Consider the following 17429-nt stretch of genomic DNA (forward strand, 5'->3'; position numbering starts at 1 on the left):
CCCAGCGTAGCGACATCGGCCGGTGTCAGCCGACCAACGGGAGCAAGCCGTCGAGACGGGGAGGGTCACCTCGATATGATGCACATCGAGGTCTGTCCGAGAACTCCACGACTGATCCGAGCAAGCACGATGACGCGAAAGTGGTCACGGCGGTCAATCGGAGCGCTGTCGCGGCGCGACGCGGCGTCCCACTTCGGGGCTGTCGATGCGGACGCGCGAGAGATGCCTGCGCGTCTGATAGCGCTCCTGGTGCGCCCGACCAGCCCTCCTCTGTGGCTGGGTATCGTGGTCGCCGCCACCGTGATTACCGTGGAAACCGCTGTGGTGCATCAGCTCGACACGGTCGCGCCGCAGAACGCCTTCGGCGCGGTGTTCCTGCTCGGAGTCCTGGTGGTCTCGGCTCGCTGGGGATTCGTGCTGTCGGTGATGACGACGTTGGTCAGTGCAGTCGTCTACGTCTACTTCCACCTCCAGGTGGCGGGATCCCTGCTTCCGACCAAACCCGGCGACTGGGTGGCCATCCTGGTCTTCCTGCCCGTCGCGCTGGTGGCCAACCTGATGGCCGGTCAAGCCAGGTTGCGCACCGCCGAGGCGGTCCTGCGCCGGCGCGAGGCCGAGGTCAGCCGTGACGAACTCGGTGTCCTCGCCGCACATCAGGCCGCACTGCGCCGAGTGGCAACACTGGCGGCGCGTGGAGTGAGCCCACCGGAAGTCTTCACAGCTGTCGCCGAGGAACTCACGCTCTGGCTGCACGTGGTCAACGCCGTACTCCTTCGCAACGACGGGGACGGTACGGGGACGTTGGTCGCCGTTCGATACGAGCCGGGGGTCACGGGGATGTCCGACACCGGAGACAGAATCCCGATGGAGGGCGACGACGTCGGGGCGATCGTTCTCCGCACCGGCCGTGCCGCCAGGATCGACAACCACGAACACGTCGGTGGGGAAGTCGCGACCCGCATTCGGGAGGGGGGCTTCGGATCGATCGTGGGAGTCCCGATCGTCGTGGACTCCCGGGTGTGGGGTGCGGCGATCGTCGGATCGCGGTGCGCCGAGCCGCTGCCACCGGACACCGAGGCGCGGCTCGGTGACTTCGCCGATCTCGTCGCGACCGCGATCGCCAATGCTGTGACCCGTGCCGAACTGCTTGCGTCGCGCGCGAGGATCGTCGCGGCCTCCGACGAGGCCAGGCGTCGCCTGGAACGCGATCTGCACGACGGGGCTCAGCAGCGACTGGTGTCGCTGGGGCTCGAGGTGCGGATGACGGAGGCATCGGTGCCTGCCGAATGGGTGGACGTGAAGGAGCAGCTGTCGGCCATCGCGTCGGGGCTGAAGGGGGTGTCGGAGGATCTGCGCGAACTCTCACACGGAATCCACCCGGCGATCCTGTCGAAGGGAGGGCTGGGATCGGCGGTGCGGACGCTGGCGCGTCGCTCGGCGGTCCCCGTCACCCTCGACGTCGCAATCGAGGATCGCTTCGCGGAATCGGTCGAGGTAGCCGCCTACTATGTGGTCGCCGAGGCGCTCACCAATGCCGCCAAGCACGCGCGAGCCTCCGAGGTGTCTGTGTCGCTGGGGACGCAGGACGGCATCCTTCACCTCGTGATCCGGGACGACGGCGTCGGCGGTGCCTCGTCCGCCGCGGGCTCCGGGCTCCTCGGATTGCAGGACCGGGTCGAGGCCCTCGGCGGCCACCTGCGGATCACGAGTCCGCCGGGTCACGGCACCACGCTGGACATCACGATCCCGGTCGCCGGCGAGTGAACGAGGGGATTTTCCTGCTAGCGGGAATGCGTCGGCGGGAGGATCGGGTCGACGATGGAGGGCATGGTGTTGCAGCACGATCGTCCACGGTGCCTGATCGTCGATGACAGCCCGTGTTTTCTGGACACTGCTCGGCGACTCCTCGAGCAGCAGGGCATCCCCGTGGTCGGCACAGTATCGAACACCGCCGACGCGGTGCGGACGGCCGCGGAACTGCAGCCCGACGTCATTCTGGTCGACGTCGAACTCGGCGCGGAGTGCGGATTCGACCTCGCGCAGCGACTCGACGAGTCGTTCGCAGCAGCGGTGATCCTGATTTCCACGCACGCCGAGCAAGACCTGGCCGACCTGGTCTCCGGGAGCCCTGCGGTGGGATTCGTGTCGAAGACCGAACTGTCGTCCGATGCAATCCGGGATCTGCTCCGCGCTGAACGGGACCGCGTGGCTCCGGTCAGCGAGCCTCGAGAAAGGTGACGACCGCGAGAACCCGTCGGTGATCGTCGCCGGTCTCCGGGAGGTTCAGTTTGGTCAGGATGCTGCGCACGTGCTTCTCGACGGTTCCTTCGGTGACCCACAGCCGGCGGGCAATGCCGGCATTGGAACGTCCTTCCGCCATGAGGGCCAGAACCTCCCGCTCCCGCGCGCTGAGCGCCGCGAGCGGGTCGTTGCGCCGACGGGCGGACACCAACTCCTGCACCAGCGCCGGGTCGACGACGGACGCCCCCGCGGCGATGCGCTGCAGGGTGTCGATGAAATCGTCGACGTCGGTGATGCGGCTCTTGAGCAGGTAGCCGATTCCGCGGCCGCTGGCCAGTAGTTCCATCGCGTGCTCGACATCGGCGTGCGCCGACAGCACCAGGATGCCGACCTCGGGGAAGTGTTCGCGAATCTCCCGGGCTGCGTCGAGGCCTTCGGTGGTGTGGGTCGGTGGCATCCGGATGTCGACCACCACCAGGTCGGGCGTTCGCTTCCGGACCAGTTCGAGGAGGGTGGTTGCGTCGCCGGCCTGCCCCATAACATCGAAGCCGGAGCGGGCGAGCAGGCTCGCCACACCCTCGCGGAGCAGGACGTCGTCCTCGGCCAGCAGCACCCGCACCCGTGGCGTCGCCGGATCGGACCGCGCCGCCGGAGGATGGAATTCGGCCATCGTCGACCCCGAGTTTCCGCGTCGTCCGTGAGAAAGCGCCCGATCACCGTCGAAGTGATCGACTTCGAGAGTACGTCATCGGCACCCCGTCGATACGCCACAATGCGGTCTTGCACACGCCGGCCGGTAATGGCATTGCAGCTACCTGGAAGACCGAGATTACGGCTGGTAGCACCTGCAAACACCCGCTGGCTGTGGCGACTCTGGGCCGTGTTCGGACGAAAATTTACATCAATGGTCGTTCGATCATCAACCCGATCACAGCTCCAGAAAACGAAAGGTGAGAACAATGTACAAGTTCGCAATCCGCGCGGCGGTCGCCGCAGCCGCAATCGCACCCCTGATCGCCCTCGGCGCCGGAACTGCTTCCGCGGCAACAGTAACCGACAGCGCCGCTACGCCCGTCGCACGGGTCGTGCCAGATGAGGGGCCCGTGACCGACGTGCCGCAGTCGGGCTTCCCCTGGGGCTGGCCCGGAACCTACGGGTCCCAACGACCGGAGGCCGGCCCGTTCCTCGGTGGCTTCGGTGGTTTCGGACACTTCGGTGGTTTCGGGGGCCACGGCATGTTCTAGCTCGTCGGCGTCGGGTCAACTAGCGGACGCTGCCAGGCGTCGCATGCACTGATGGCGGAGGCTCGCCGGTGTCGAAGGATCGATCGAGCGGGCGGCGGGGGTGTCCAGCCGATCATGTCGATGTCCGTTCTCCTGGCGTGCCGCTCAGCGACTGCAGTGTGTGTGGTCAGAGGTGGCCTTCTACGAATTGGGCGATTCCGTTGCCGAAAGACCAGTCATCGCGCGTGTTCTCGACGACCGAGACGATCACATCGGTTGGTGCGAGACTGGTCTCGATGTGAAGTCGGTCGGCCAGTGCCCGGTACATCGCCGTCTTCTGGTCCACGCTTCTGCCCTGTTGAGCGATCTGCACGACGACGATGTCGTCGGTGCGTTCGAACCCCAGTCCGGTGTCCTCGGCGATGATCTGGCCCGGCTTGTGTTCGGTGATGAGTTGGTAGCGGTCTCGATCGGGTGCGGCGAAGTGTTCGAGCATCACGTTCTGCACGACGTCCGCAACGTGGCGAAGTTGCTCGGGTGTGCGCCTGTTTTCGATGACGTGGATGTGGACGAGAGGCATGACGTGTTCCTCGAGTGTGGGGGAGTGGTGAGTGGGGGCCTGTGCGGGGTGCGGTCCGAGATCCGCACCCCGCACAGGTGATGTGGTGGGGGTTTAGTTGTTCTGGGGGAAGCCGAGGTTGAGGCCGCCGTGGCTGGGGTCGAGCCAGCGGGTGGTGACGACCTTACCGCGGGTGAAGAAGTGCACGCCTTCGGCGCCGTGGGCGTGGGTGTCGCCGAACAGGGAGTTCTTCCAGCCCCCGAAGGAGTAGTAGGCCATCGGGACGGGGATGGGGACGTTGATGCCGACCATGCCGACCTCGACCTCGTTCTGGAATCGGCGGGCGGCGCCGCCGTCGTTGGTGAAGATGGCGGTGCCGTTGCCGAACTGGCTGGAGTTCACCAGTTCGAGGGCTTCGTCGTAGGAGTCGACCCGGATCACGGAGAGGACGGGTCCGAAGATCTCGTCGGTGTACACGGACATGTCGGTGGTGACGTGGTCGATCAGGGTGGGTCCGAGCCAGAACCCGTCCTCGCCGCCGTCGGGCTGCACGGTGCGGCCGTCGACGACGATGGTGGCGCCGTCGTTTTCGCCGGCGTCGATGTAGGAGGCGACCTTGTCGCGGTGCACCTTCGTCACGAGCGGTCCCATGTCGGAATCGCGGGTGCCGTCACCGGTCTTGAGGGTGTTGGTGCGTTCGGTGATTTTCGCGACGAGTTCGTCGGCGATGTCGCCGACGGCGACGAGGGCGGAGATCGCCATGCACCGTTCGCCGGCGGATCCGAAGCCGGCGTTGACCATGGCGTCGGCGGCGAGGTCGAGGTCGGCGTCGGGCAGGACGATGGCGTGGTTCTTGGCGCCGCCGAGGGCTTGGACGCGTTTGCCGTGGGCGGTGCCGGTGGCGTAGACGTACTGGGCGATGGGGGTGGAGCCGACGAAGCTGATGGCCTTGATTGCGGGGTTGGTGAGGAGTTCGTCGACGGAGGTCTTGTCGCCCTGCAGGACGTTGAACACCCCGGCCGGGAGGCCGGCTTCGGCCCAGAGTTCGGCCATCCAGATGGCGGCGGTGGGGTCCTTCTCGGACGGCTTCAACACCACCGTGTTACCGGCGGCGATGGCGATGGGGAAGAACCACATCGGGACCATGGCGGGGAAGTTGAAGGGGGAGATGATCCCGACGGGGCCGACGGGTTGGCGGAGGGAGGAGACGTCGACGTTGGTGGAGGCGTTTTCGGTCATGCCGCCTTTGAGCAGGTGGGCGATGCCGCAGGCGAATTCGACGACCTCCTGGCCGCGGGAGACTTCGCCGAGGGCGTCGGAGACGACCTTGCCGTGTTCGGAGGTGATGATCTCGGCGAGTTCGCCCTTGCGCTCGTTGAGCAGTTCCCGGAACTTGAAGATGATCTGCGTCCGCTTGGCCAGGGAGGTGTCGCGCCAGGCGGGGAAGGCGGCGGCTGCGGCGTCGATGACGGCGCGGGCGTCCTCGACGCTGGCCAGGGCGACCTGTCCGGTGACGGCGCCGGTGGCCGGGTTGGTGACGGGGGCGGTGTTGCCGCTGGTGCCGGGGAAGGTCTTGTTGTCGAACCAATGGGGAATCGTGGTGGTCATGGGTGTCCTTTCGAGGAGGTCGGTGGGAGACCGGATCAGAAGATCGCGTATGCCTTGCGCACGGTGTCGGTGACATCCCAGCGCCCGGACCACCCCGGAGGCAGGACGAGGAAGTCGCCCGCCGAGACTTCCACCGCGGTACCGGTTTCGTCGTCGATCAGCGTCGCCTTGCCCGAAATGATGTAGCAGGTCTCGGTGTTCGGCCGGTCGACTACCGGCCAACCACCCGGCCGGCATTCCCAGATCCCGATCTGGGCGTCGGTGCCGCCGTCGAGGGGCAGCGTGCCGAGTTGCGGGTCGCCGCTGTCTGCTCCGGGCCGCTGCCCTGCGGGGGTCAGCTCGCCTTGAACTGTGCTGGCGGGCAAGTGGATCAGTGATGTCATGGTGATTTCTCCAAGAAGTGTTCTGCAGTATCGATGGTCAGTGGGCGCCGGTGAGCTTCTCCAGCAGCGCGGAAACCTTGGACGGCTTGTTGGTCACCCGCTCCTCGAGGTCGGCGGTCGCGGCGGCGCGCAGTCCGGCATTGACTCCGAACCACCGGAACGGCTCGACTTCCCACTTCGGCGAGCGGTGGTTGACCACGGGGAGCGAATTCAGGTCGTCGCGCTTGTCGAGGATGAGGTTGCGCAGGATGCGGCCGGCGAGGTTGCTGGTCGCGACACCGTCACCGACGTACGGTCCGGCCCAGGCCGTCTTGTTGTTCTGGTCGTAGCCGACCGACGGGAACCAGTCGCGCGGAACACCGAGCGGGCCGCCCCACCGGTGGGTGATCGGCACTTCCGCCAGCGCCGGGAAGAACTCGTGCATCGTGTCGATGATCTTGTCGTGAATCTTCTCGTCCACGTCGAAGGACGAATCGATCTTGGACCCGAAGTGATACGGCGCGCCGCGGCCGCCGAACAGCAAGCGGCCGTCGCTGGTCGGGTGCGCATAGATCCGGAGGTTGCGCATGTCGTTGAACGCGGTGCGTCCGTCGAGACCCAGGTCCTCGCGAAGCCCCTGGGGCAGGGGCGCGGTGGCGACGACCAGTGAGTACAGCGGTGCCACGTTGCGCCGGTACGCCGGAAATTCGGGGGTGAATGCCTCGGTCGCGCGGATGACGACGGAGGCGGTGACCGAACCGTGTTCGGTCCAGACGATGCCCTTGCCGATCTCGTCGACCGCGGTGTCCTCGTAGATGACTGCGCCGTGTTCCTCGACCCAGCCGGCGAGCCCACGCACGAGTTTGTCCGGGTGCAGCAGTGCACAGTGCCCGGTGTAGATGCCGCCGAGGACGTCGGTGGCGTTGATTTTCTCCTGCGCCGCAGCGGAATCGAGCAGTTGCCACTGGCCGCGGGTGCCGAACTTCTCGGCACCGGCCACGGTCGCCTTCGCCCGCGCCCACTGCGCCTCGCTCCGCGCGAGGGAGACGAACCCGTCGCGGGCGTATTCGCAGTCGATGCCCTCGTCGCCGACGACCCGGCCGATCTCGGAGACCGTGTCGTTCATCGCGGCCTGCAGATCCAGGGCGGCGCGGTGCGAATACAGCTGTTCGACGCGGGCGAGGGAGACCGGGAAGATCGACGACGCCCACCCGCCGTTGCGCCCGGACGCCCCGAACCCGGCGAATTCGCGTTCGAGAAGAACGACTTTCAGCGACGGATCCGCCTGCAGCAGGTAGTAGGCCGCCCACAACCCGGTGAACCCGGCACCGACGATGGCGACATCGGCGGTGACGTTCCCGGGCAACGCGGGCCGTCGGGGAGCGAACTCTCGATCCTCGCGCCACAGGGGTGTACCGTGTGCGGCACCTGACACGTCGCGCCCACCAGCGCGGGCATTGCTGACTACCATCTAGAGCCTCCAGCCGTCATTCGTTTCGTGCGTCGGTGTCCAGTGTCGTGTCAGCATGTGAGCCCCGACATACTCCGGATTCACAGACATCCGACCGCCGGCTGTACGTTTGTATGAGGAGGTGAGGACCGGTGATCTCCGTCGATCAACTGACCGCGATCCCGTCGCTCGGATTGCGGTATCTCGCCGGCGAGAGCGGTGGCGCGAGACTGGTGACCTGGGCGCACGCGTGCGACCTTCCCGATCCGTGGCTGTGGTTCGAAAGCGGTGACCTGGTCATGACGACCGGCGGCGGGCTTCCCGACGGCCCCGCGGAGCAGTCCGAGTGGATGGCGCACCTGATCGACAGCCAGGTCAGCGCCCTGGTGATCGCGCGCGGCCCCGGCACCCCGGATGTGACCGCCGAACTGCTCACGGTGGCCGACCGACGCGGCTTTCCCGTGCTGTCCGCGAGCTTCGACTTGCAGTTCGTCACGTTGGCACGGACCGTCATCGAAAGTGCCGTCGAATCCGAACGCCAACGCTTGACGACGATCACACGCCTCTACGACGTGTACTGGCAGGCGCTGCACGCCAGGGGCACGTTCGCCGACCGGATCTCCGCGCTCGAGGGCACCACCGGGTGGGCGCTCGAGGTCCGGGACCACGACGCCGGTGAAGTCGTGGTCAGCGGCCGACTCGCGCTGCACCAGCGTGACAACCGGCCGGACGAACCGGCCGGCCGCGTGGAAATTCCCATCCCGGGCGCAGGGGCGGTGGTGCTGTCGGCCGGCGCCGGCCGGCTGCCCGTCAACGACCGGCCGTTGCTCCAACACCTCGGTGGGCTGATCGCCCTGGAACTCGAACACGATGCCGCGCAACGTGACCGGCTCCGCGCCTCCGGACAGGACCTGCTGCTGGGCCTGCTGGACGACACCATCACCGCCGCCGCAGTCTGGCCGGAACTACGTCACCGTGGAATGACGAATGCCGTCGTCGTCGCATGCTGGAGTACCCCCGACGGAGATGCCTTGCACCACGAGACGATTCATCGGCAGGTGTGCCTTCACGAGTACGCGCCGTTGCTGCTGCCCCGCACGGCGATGCTGATCGGGCTGGTACCACGAGACCTGGATCTGCTGTCGACGATCGGTTCGAAGCTGGGGCGCGGATGTGCCGTCGGGGTCAGCACCACCCTCACCGCCAACTCCGACGTCGCCGAAGCCGCCCGGCAAGCCCAACTCGCTGTGGCCCGTGCTCACGAACAGGGGCTGACCGTCAACGTCTACGGCGAAGACGACGACGAGATCGGTTTCTTGCCACGCAGTGTGGAAGACACTCGCCGACTGGTGCGCGACATCCTCGGCCCGCTGATCCTCCACGACAGAACCAGCGAGGGCGACCTCGTCAGCTCGGTCCGGGTGTTCCTCCGCAACGACGGCGCCTGGCAGAAGAGTGCCGACGAACTGAAGATCCACAGGCAGACCCTCGTGTACCGGCTGCGCCGCGTCGAACAGCTCACCGGCCTGAAACCCACCTCCACGGAAGGGTCGGCGATGTTCTGGCTCGCGCTGTCCGGCGCCGACCGAACCAAACTGACACTGGACGAACTGATCGAGTGAGCCGGCATGCCTTCCCGGAACGCGAAGTGCTGCTACCACCCTGGGGTGGCAGCAGCACTGTGACGGGTATTCCCGCGTTTTACGAGGTCGGTTGGGGAGTCGCGGGTCGCTCGTTGTCGGCGCCCGGGGAGTCCAGCGAAGAAGATCCTCCGGAACCGCGCCCACCCAGTCGCTTCCTCAGGACGTAGACGATCGTCAGCACCACCCAGACGGCGACTCCCTGCATCAGCTCGATCCGGTTGGCTTCCCGGAATCCCATGCTGACCAGCACCGCGACGATCGCTGTCGTGACCAGGATCGGCAGGCCCGGGTACAGCCACATCCGGAACTGGAGCAGGCTCGGGTCTTCCTTCTCCCACCGCCTGCGCAACCGCAATTCGGAGATGCAGATCATGAAGTACACGAACAGGAACACCGCACCGGAGGCGTTGATCAGGAACAGGAACACCGTGTCCGGGAACAGGGCCGCGAGCACCACACATCCGTAGCCGACCACCGTGCACGAGAGGATTCCCTTCACCGGGACACCCCGCTTGTTGGTCGAGGTCATCCACGCCGGAGCGTCGCCGCGTCCGCCCATGACGAACAGCAGCCGCGAGGACGTGTAGAGACCGGAGTTCAGGACGGAGAGCACCGCGACCAGGATGACGAGGTTGAGCAGGTCCGCCGTACCCGGAATGCCGATCCGGTCCAGGGCGGCGACGAACGGCGATTCCCCCGGAACGACCGAGTCCCACGGCACGATCACGGCGATCAGGAATGTCGAGATGACGAAGAAGGCGAGGATGCGGAACACCACCGAATTGACGGCCTTGCGGATCGATTTCGCCGGCTCCGCCGATTCGGCTGCCGCGATCGTGACGACCTCGACTCCGGTCATGGAGAAGATGACCACCACCACGCCGACGAACAGGGTGGCCAACCCGTTCGGCAGCAATCCACCGTGATCGGTGAGGTTGCCGAAGTCGATGCTTGCGCCGGGCCAGAGTCCGAAAACGAAGAGGGCGGCGACGGTGATGAAGGCGACGATGGCGACGACTTTGATGCTGGCGAACCAGTATTCCGCCTCACCGAAAGCGCCGACCGACAGGAGATTGACGGCGGTCATGACCATCATCAGTACGAGCGCAATCGCCCATACCGGTATCGACGGGATCCATTTGTTGATCATCTGACCGCCGACGACGGCCTCGAATCCGACGACGATGACCCAGAAATACCAATAGAGCCACCCCGTCGAGAATCCTGCCCACTCACCCCACGCCATCCGCGCATAATCGGTGAACGATCCGGAACAGGTTTTGGCAGAAGCCATTTCCCCGAGCATGCGCATGACCAGCAACACGATCAGTCCCGTGATGCCATACGTGATGAACGCAAGCGGACCGGCCTGGTTGATGATCGCACTCGAGCCGACGAACAACCCCGCACCGATGACGCCGCCGAGCGACAGCATCGTGAGGTGCCGCTGCTTGAGGCCGGGTTTGAGCTGATGCGCTCCGTCCGGAACCGTACCCATGGCATTCCCTTCATCAGGTGTCCGCATCCGTCGACGATCGCGGGGGCGGGACCACGCTTGTGATGGGAGTCACCCTGCTCGTGTGGTTGCGCGCCCACCATGCGCCATCACGACAACCGTGGGGGTGCCGGTTCATACAATGTGATGAAGAGCCGTGCCCGAAACGCGGCTGACCAGGTCAGCGGCGCTCGCCGGTCCGGGTTCGCCGGGCGTGGCGTCGGCGGTCGGCCTCGGTCATGCCTCCCCAGATTCCGTACGGTTCGTCCGCTGTGAGGGCGTGGTCGCGGCACTGGGCGACGACCGGGCAGTCTTCGCAGATCTGCCGGGCGTTCGCCTCGCGGCGGGCCCGGGCGCGACCGCGTTCGCCATCGGGGGAGAAAAACACCGATGATGCGACTCCGCGGCATGCGGCTACCTCTCGCCACTCCTCGTGGTGGGGTGCGGCCGCGGGGGCCCGCATTTCTGACGTTTCTGCCAACAGCACTGCGGTCCTTCCGTTCCCGGCCCGTGGACGACCCACGTTTCGGGAAACAGATGTCGTTTTTCTTTATGTGAGCGTCGGTATCGGTTACGGCCGTTGCCGGATAACAAACCGTACGACCCGTTTGAAGGGTATACCGGATGAGCACCCGGGTGTGCCACTAGGTCGGGCGTCCAGCAGTGCCTGCGCGCCGACGCCCGCGGGTCAGGGAAGGGCCGCGACGACGAGCGAGGCCATCGCTCTGTGCCCTTCGTGGGTGGGGTGCAGGGGCATCGTGAACGACCGGGGGACGAGGCCCTCGAACCAGCGTCGATCGGGTCCGGCGCACGCGTCGTGCCCCACCGCGGCGGCGGCCACGTCGACGAACCGGGCGCCGTTCGCGCGTGCCGCGTTGGCGAGAACGGCGTTCATTCGCACGAAGAACTGCACGACGAAGGCGGCGTCGGCGTCGCTCGTGGGGACGTAGGGCCAGCAGCCGCGGTCGCCGAAGATGCCGCCGTGCCCCACCAGGAGCACAGTTGCTGCGGGGGACTTCGTGGCGATGGCAGCCAGGGTTGCGGACACCTTCGGGCCGAGCGCGGCGAGGGCGTCGGTCATGCGCCGGGCCGTGGTGGCGTCGGAGCGACATTTCGCGTCGAATCCCGGGGCGGGCGTGTAGCAGGGCTCGACCAGCGACGACCACGCGATGTCGTTTCCGCCGATGCTGACGGTGACGAGCGTCGTGTCCGGCTGGAGCGCCCCGATCTGCGGTGGCTGCGGGCCGGTCACTGTGAATTGCGGTGTTGTCGTGATGTTCTCGGTCTTCGCGCCTGCGCACGCCCGGCTGACATAGGATTCCGCCCTCAGGGTGTCGGCGACGATCTGCGGGTACGCGTCGGACGTGCGGAAGCACCCGTCCCGAATCGACAGCAGATCCTGAGGCGACCCGGTGGCTCGCGAATCCCCCAACGCGACGTACCGGACGGCGGGGTCCGGCGCGGCGTCGGCCACGGCCGGATGCGACCACGGGAGCGCGAGCGCCACCGCGCACGCGACGAGGGCGGAGGGCAGGCCCGGCTTCACGGGACCGCTTCGAGGACGACCGGATCGTGCGGGCCCGGCGGGTTTTTCGTCATCACTCATCTTATTTCCGCCCGCAGGATATCGCCTGACTTCGACGGACTCGGAGAAATTCGGGCTACCGACGTAACTCAGATACTGATAGTCTCCGAAACCATGGGAATCTTCAGCGGACGGAATTACCCCGAGATCGACCCGGACGGCGCGGTCGTCGTCGTGACCGGGGGAGGGAGGGGCATCGGCCGCGCCACTGCGGAACTGTTCGCGGCCAGGGGCGCGACCGTGTGCATCGGTGATCTCGATCGCGCGGTCGCCGACGAGGCGGCTGCGGCGATCGGCGCCCGCGCGTACACGGTGGACGTCGCTTCCGCGGAGTCGTGGCGGCGGTTCGCCGACGACGTGCTCGCGGACTGCGGTCGCATCGACGTGCTGGTCAACAACGCCGGCGTCATGCCGCTCGGTGGGTTCCTCGAGGAATCCGACGAGACCAGCCGGATGACGATGAACGTCAACGTGTGGGGACCGCTGCACGGCATGCGAACGGTGTTGCCCGGGATGGTCGAGCGCGGGCGTGGCCACATCGTGAACGTCGCATCGATGGCCGGCAAACTGCCCGTGCCCGGGATGGCCGTCTACAACGCCAGCAAGTTCGGGGCGGTCGGACTGTCCGCCGCCGTCCGGGCCGAGTTCGCTCCGGCCGGTGTCAGCGTGAGCACGATTCTTCCCAGCGCGGTCCGCACCGGGCTGTCGTCGGGGGTGCCGCTGGGCGGTGGGATGCCGACCGTCGACCCCGAGGACGTGGCGGACGCCATCGTTCGGACACTCGACCATCGTCGCGCCGAAACGGCGGTGCCCCGCTACCTCGCCGGGTGGGATCTGATCGACGCCGTGGTCCCGGAGAGCCTCCTCGACCTCGGTCGCCGACTCGTCGACGACCGGCGCGCGCTCACCGCCGTCGACCCCGTCGGACGGGCCGACTACGACCGTCGCCTCGCCCGGCAGTCGCAGACGACGTGACGTCAGGCCATCAGCGGGGCGAGCCGTTCCGCGTGCTCCCGCAGTGACGGGACATGCCGCAGCATGAGGTGTTCGTGATCGACGTGCCCCGACAGTGCCAGACTGCCGACGAGTGCCCCCGTTCCGGACCGGACGGGGACGGCGACGCACGCCGATGCGTCTCGCAACTCCGCGAGTTGGGTGGCGAACCCCTGGCTTCGGATCAGGTCCAGATTCGCGAGCAGTTCACTCCGCGCGACGATCGTGCGGGCCGTCAGCGCGCGCGGCTCCCAGCGGGGAATCACGGATTCGAGTTCCGCCTTCTCCGCGAGGAGAAGCTTGCCGACCGCACACGCGTAGAGGTGCTGGTTGAGGAACGACTCGTCCTCTGGCGGCGGGTATTCGGGGTCGGCGTCGGCGGTGCGGACGGCGACGTTGGTGTAGTAGAAGAGGTGGACCCCGAACCGCACCGACAGTCGAAGCTCGGCGAGGACCTCCCGCGCCGCCGCACACACGGTGGGCACCACGGCGGCGTCGACGAGGACCCCGATCTTCTGGCCCAGGGCGAACCCCGACAGGTCGGGGAGCCGCACTACATAGCCTTCGCCGACGAGGATGTTGAGCAGCCGGTACGTGGTCGCCGACGGCATCGACAGGCGGGCCGCGATGTCCTTCGCCGTGACACCCGAACCGGCGCGGGCCACTTCCTCGAGCACCTGCAGCGCGCTGGTGACGGCCTTCGGCTGCCGCCCCGACAGGGCCCTGTCGTCGGCGTTCACCGGCGGACCTCCCACGGGCGGTAGCGGCCCAGCAGGTCGTCGGCCACGGCCTCGTCGTACACACCCATCCGTTCTCCGATTCCGGGGGATCGCCTGGCGCGGATCGCGAACACCGCGGCGCCGAGGAGCATCAGAAGCACGTAGACCGCGGTCGCCGCGCCCGCGACATACGTCCGCGAGAACGCCGCCCACCCGACCAGTGCGACCATCGCCGTCGCCGCCAGCGCGCCGATGACCAGCGGGAGCCGGGTCAGTTCGCCGATCCGCCGCAGGAACGCCGGCGTCGCGACGCACAGCAGGACGTACGCGAGGACGTAGCCGTGGGCGGACACGGCGAGCAGCCCGATCAGGACGTCGCGGCTCGAACCGCTGACGAACAGGTAGAGGACGGGGACGGCGACGATCACCGGCATCGCGACCGCCAGCGCCACGTGGGGGGTGTGGAACCGGTCGTGCGTCCGGCCGAACACGATCGGAACCACCCCTTCGCGGCCCATCGCGAACAGCGTTCGAGACAGTGCGGTCGTCGAACCGAGGACGCAGGCGAACCAGGAGGCGGTGATGCCGAGTTCCATGACGATCGACAGCGCCGACGAACCGGCGCCGGACGGGTCGGGCAACGTGAGGACGATCGGCAGTGAGTCGACTCCCTGCCGCACCGGCTCCGGCAATTGCAGGGCGGCCGCGAACACGTACAGGACGCCCAGGGCGATCGGGGTCCACCGGATGGCGCGCGGAACGGTGACGAACGGGTTGCGGGCTTCGCGCGCCACCGTGCCCGCGCTCTCGAATCCGACGAACGACGTAATCGCGAGCAGTACGGCGAACCCGACCGCGGACCCCGATTTCGCGCCGCCCGCGGACGGGGTCGCGCCCTCCCGGACGGATTGGACGAACGCGACCACGAGCGCGGCGGAGGCGGCGACGATGGCGAAGACCTCGATGGCGAGCATGATCCGCGCCGACAACTTCACCCCCCGGATCATCAGCATCAGGGCGAGCAGTCCGACGATCGCCGCGAGGACCGCGATGAGCGTCGACCCCGTCGGAAGCCCCACTCGGCCGAGCAGCGCCGCGAGGTAACTCGCGGCGCCGAGCGTGCTCGCCATGGCGGCGGCCGCGTAGCCGACGAGCAGCGACCAGCCGCCGCCGAAACCGGGCACCGCCCCGAGCCCCTTCACGATGTAGCTGTAGAGACCGCTGACGGCCACCATCCGAGTCGCGAACTGTCCGACGCAGTAGCCGACCGCCGTCATCAGAATCGCCGCGGCGACGAACACCGCGATGGTCGCCCGGCCGGCGTCGGGGATGACGAGAGCGGGCAGCGTGACCATCACGGCCGACGGTGCGACCGCGGACACGGACTGCCCGAGCACCTGGACGAAACTCAGGCGCGCGCGCTCGAGACCGGCGACCGGTGATCTACTTCTGATTCTGGGTGTACCGGACACCACGCACCTGCTCTCCACACTTTCTCGCCTGCCCGCGCGTGATCGACGCCGGGCTGCATGAGTTGCACGCTAGCGCAGGAGTCGAGCGTGATGCGCCGATCGGAATTAATTTTCGGTCACCTCGAATGAGAATGGCCGGGGAATTCGTTCCCGATTCCGGGGCCTGCGACGCCGCACATGGTGGATCAGCTGCACCGACCCGAAAAGCCGGAATGAGAATCGCCACCGCCGCGGCCGGAAAAGTCGAATGAGAATGCCGCAGTCGCTGATTCCCATCCGGATTTAGTAGTGACCGGCGACACATCCCGGGTTTATCGTGGGTTCAGGCCGCAGCACGACGAGGCGAAAACTCCCGCCAAAAGTGTTCTGCAGAAGCCGGATTCATTCACAGATTCATTCACTCCATCGAAGAGGACATGATGACTGCAGTCGTTCACACCCCAGCCGGACTCGACCCCCGGGTCGTCGACTTCGTTTCGTCCCCGAAGCGCATGTTCGTCGACGGCCGATGGGTGGACTCCGCGTCGGGCAGGACGTTCGAGACGGTCGATCCCGCCACCGGACAGGTGATCACGACAGTGCCGCACGCCGGCATCGAAGACGTGGACCGGGCGGTTGCGGTGGCCCGGCGGGCGTTCGAGTCCGGGCCGTGGCGCTCGCTCACCCCTGCGGAACGTCAGCGGATCCTCTGGAAGATCGGCGAGGGAATCCTCGCCCGCGCGGATCAGTTCGCGCAGCTCGAGTCGATCGACAACGGCAAGTCGGTGGCGGTGGCCAAGGCCGTCGACGTGACGTGGGCGGCGGAGATCTTCTTCTACTACGCCGGCTGGGCAACCAAGATCGAGGGCCGCACCATCCCGGTGTCGGTGCCGTGGGCGCCCGGCGCCCGCTTCCACGCCTTCACCACCCGCGAACCGGTCGGCGTGTGCGCGCAGATCATCCCCTGGAACTTCCCGCTGGTGATGGCCGCGTTCAAGGTGGCGCCCGCGCTGACCTGCGCGAACACCATGATCCTCAAGCCCGCGGAGCAGACCCCGCTCACCGCGCTGCTCCTCGCCGAGGTGATCGCCGAGGCCGGCGTCCCGGACGGCGTGTTCAACGTGCTCACCGGGTTCGGCGACATCGGCGCGGCGCTGTCCGGTCACGACGACGTCGACAAGGTCGCGTTCACCGGCTCCACCGAGGTCGGAAAGAAGATCGTCAATGCCGCGTCGGGGAACCTCAAGAAGGTGTCCCTCGAACTCGGTGGCAAGAGCCCGCAGGTCGTGTTCTCCGATGCGGACCTCGAGGCCGCGATCCCGGGCGTGGCGAGCGGATTCCTGTTCAACCACGGGCAGGCCTGCACGGCTGGAACGCGGCTGCTCGTCGAGGATCGGATCTTCGACGAATTCACATCCGGGGTAGCCGATTTCGCGAAGTCGCAGAAGATCGGCCCCGGGCTCGACCCGACCAACGACATCGGCCCGCTGATCTCCGGGGAGCAATTGGGCAAGGTCACCGGCTACATCGACGCCGGACTCGCCGACGGCGCCCGCGCCCTCTCCGGCGGGCGGCGGCACGGCGACACCGGTTTCTACGTCGAGCCCACCCTGCTGGTCGACGTGAACCGCGACTTCAGCGTGTACCAGGAGGAGATCTTCGGACCGGTCGCCGTCGCGGTGCCGTTCAACCGGGAGGAAGGCGTCCGCGCAGCCGCCAACGACACCCCCTACGGCCTCGCCGCCAGCGTGTGGACCCGGGACGTGTCCCGCGCCCACGAGGTGGCCGCCGAGATCAAGGCGGGCACCGTGTGGGTGAACTGCCACAATGCGTTCGACACGGCGCTCCCGTTCGGCGGCTACAAGCAGTCCGGGTGGGGACGCGAACTCGGTGAGGGCGCCATCGCCGAGTACACCCAGAGCAAGTCCGTCAACATCGCGCTCTAGAGACCGTGACCGGAGCCGAATGAGAACACCCCTGCATGCGTTCTCATTTGCCGTCGACGAACCGTGACGCTTCGGCAACCGCGCCGACAACCCGCAGCCGCATGCTCGTTCCGGAGCTCACCGCGGAGCATCCACGCAGACCCTCTCCTCGTGA

16 protein-coding genes are annotated in these 17429 nt (G+C 67.2%); 6 read left to right on the forward strand and 10 right to left on the reverse strand.

Translation table 11 applies throughout. From position 1 onward, the window contains the following. Positions 1-222: 222 nt before the first annotated feature. Both CJ179_RS16240 and CJ179_RS16245 read left to right on the forward strand, forming a co-directional pair. Positions 223-1764, forward strand: coding sequence for a DUF4118 domain-containing protein (locus CJ179_RS16240; RefSeq protein WP_095862242.1), 1542 nt, complete (start codon positions 223-225; stop codon positions 1762-1764). A 54-nt stretch (positions 1765-1818) separates the two neighbouring features. Continuing rightward, the gene (locus CJ179_RS16245) at positions 1819-2238 is read left to right on the forward strand and encodes a LytTR family DNA-binding domain-containing protein (RefSeq protein WP_095862243.1); all 420 of its coding nucleotides are present in this window, start codon (positions 1819-1821) and stop codon (positions 2236-2238) included. Here CJ179_RS16245 and CJ179_RS16250 read toward each other — a convergent pair. Next, positions 2216-2911, reverse strand: a complete 696-nt coding sequence (locus tag CJ179_RS16250) for a response regulator transcription factor (RefSeq protein WP_095862244.1) — start codon at positions 2909-2911, stop codon at positions 2216-2218. The two genes, CJ179_RS16245 and CJ179_RS16250, sit on opposite strands and share 23 nt — an antisense overlap. 289 nt (positions 2912-3200) lie before the next feature. On the opposite strand from CJ179_RS16250, the gene CJ179_RS16255 reads away from it, so the two are divergent. Then, complete coding sequence (locus tag CJ179_RS16255; protein ID WP_095862245.1) at positions 3201-3485, forward strand: hypothetical protein; 285 nt, start codon at positions 3201-3203, stop codon at positions 3483-3485. Positions 3486-3651: 166 nt separating this feature from the next. Here CJ179_RS16255 and CJ179_RS16260 read toward each other — a convergent pair whose 3' ends face one another. From CJ179_RS16260 to CJ179_RS16275, 4 genes are all read right to left on the reverse strand, one after another. Further along, entirely contained in the window at positions 3652-4044 is a 393-nt protein-coding gene (locus CJ179_RS16260; RefSeq protein WP_072937246.1) for a tautomerase family protein, read from the reverse strand. 93 nt (positions 4045-4137) lie between these two features. Next, positions 4138-5631 carry a CoA-acylating methylmalonate-semialdehyde dehydrogenase gene (locus CJ179_RS16265; RefSeq protein ID WP_095862246.1) on the reverse strand — a complete coding sequence of 498 codons (1494 nt, stop codon included), beginning with the start codon at positions 5629-5631 and terminating at the stop codon, positions 4138-4140. Positions 5632-5666: 35 nt separating this feature from the next. Further along, positions 5667-6014, reverse strand: a complete 348-nt coding sequence (locus tag CJ179_RS16270) for a cupin domain-containing protein (protein ID WP_095862247.1) — start codon at positions 6012-6014, stop codon at positions 5667-5669. A 37-nt stretch (positions 6015-6051) separates the two neighbouring features. Continuing rightward, positions 6052-7464, reverse strand: a complete 1413-nt coding sequence (locus CJ179_RS16275; RefSeq protein WP_095862248.1) for an FAD-binding oxidoreductase — start codon at positions 7462-7464, stop codon at positions 6052-6054. 131 nt (positions 7465-7595) lie between these two features. Here CJ179_RS16275 and CJ179_RS16280 point away from each other — a divergent pair, with 131 nt between their 5' ends. After that, positions 7596-9065, forward strand: coding sequence for a PucR family transcriptional regulator (locus CJ179_RS16280; protein ID WP_072937250.1), 1470 nt, complete (start codon positions 7596-7598; stop codon positions 9063-9065). 79 nt (positions 9066-9144) lie between these two features. Here the strand turns inward: CJ179_RS16280 and CJ179_RS16285 are convergent, their stop codons facing one another. The 3 genes from CJ179_RS16285 to CJ179_RS16295 form a co-directional block, all read right to left on the reverse strand. After that, positions 9145-10584 carry an amino acid permease gene (locus tag CJ179_RS16285; RefSeq protein WP_095862249.1) on the reverse strand — a complete coding sequence of 480 codons (1440 nt, stop codon included), beginning with the start codon at positions 10582-10584 and terminating at the stop codon, positions 9145-9147. Positions 10585-10762: 178 nt separating this feature from the next. Continuing rightward, positions 10763-11068 (reverse strand): WhiB family transcriptional regulator, encoded by a 306-nt coding sequence (locus CJ179_RS16290; RefSeq protein WP_095862250.1) that lies wholly within the window; start codon positions 11066-11068, stop codon positions 10763-10765. Between the two features lie 201 nt (positions 11069-11269). Then, the gene (locus CJ179_RS16295; RefSeq protein ID WP_095862251.1) at positions 11270-12127 is read right to left on the reverse strand and encodes an SGNH/GDSL hydrolase family protein; all 858 of its coding nucleotides are present in this window, start codon (positions 12125-12127) and stop codon (positions 11270-11272) included. 153 nt (positions 12128-12280) lie between these two features. On the opposite strand from CJ179_RS16295, the gene CJ179_RS16300 reads away from it, so the two are divergent. Continuing rightward, the gene (locus CJ179_RS16300; RefSeq protein ID WP_095862252.1) at positions 12281-13141 is read left to right on the forward strand and encodes an SDR family oxidoreductase; all 861 of its coding nucleotides are present in this window, start codon (positions 12281-12283) and stop codon (positions 13139-13141) included. Positions 13142-13143: 2 nt separating this feature from the next. On the opposite strand, the gene CJ179_RS16305 is transcribed toward CJ179_RS16300, so the two are convergent. Both CJ179_RS16305 and CJ179_RS16310 read right to left on the reverse strand, forming a co-directional pair. After that, positions 13144-13899, reverse strand: coding sequence for an IclR family transcriptional regulator (locus CJ179_RS16305; RefSeq protein WP_095862711.1), 756 nt, complete (start codon positions 13897-13899; stop codon positions 13144-13146). Beyond that, positions 13896-15350 (reverse strand): APC family permease, encoded by a 1455-nt coding sequence (locus CJ179_RS16310; RefSeq protein WP_179377604.1) that lies wholly within the window; start codon positions 15348-15350, stop codon positions 13896-13898. Before CJ179_RS16310 ends, CJ179_RS16305 begins: the two co-directional genes overlap by 4 nt. 419 nt (positions 15351-15769) lie before the next feature. On the opposite strand from CJ179_RS16310, the gene CJ179_RS16315 reads away from it, so the two are divergent. Then, positions 15770-17275: an aldehyde dehydrogenase family protein gene (locus CJ179_RS16315; protein WP_072937285.1), complete on the forward strand. Its 1506-nt coding sequence runs from the start codon at positions 15770-15772 to the stop codon at positions 17273-17275. Positions 17276-17429 lie beyond the last annotated feature (154 nt).

This window comes from Rhodococcus sp. ACS1 (assembly GCF_002300155.1).
GTDB lineage: Bacteria > Actinomycetota > Actinomycetes > Mycobacteriales > Mycobacteriaceae > Rhodococcus_F > Rhodococcus_F koreensis.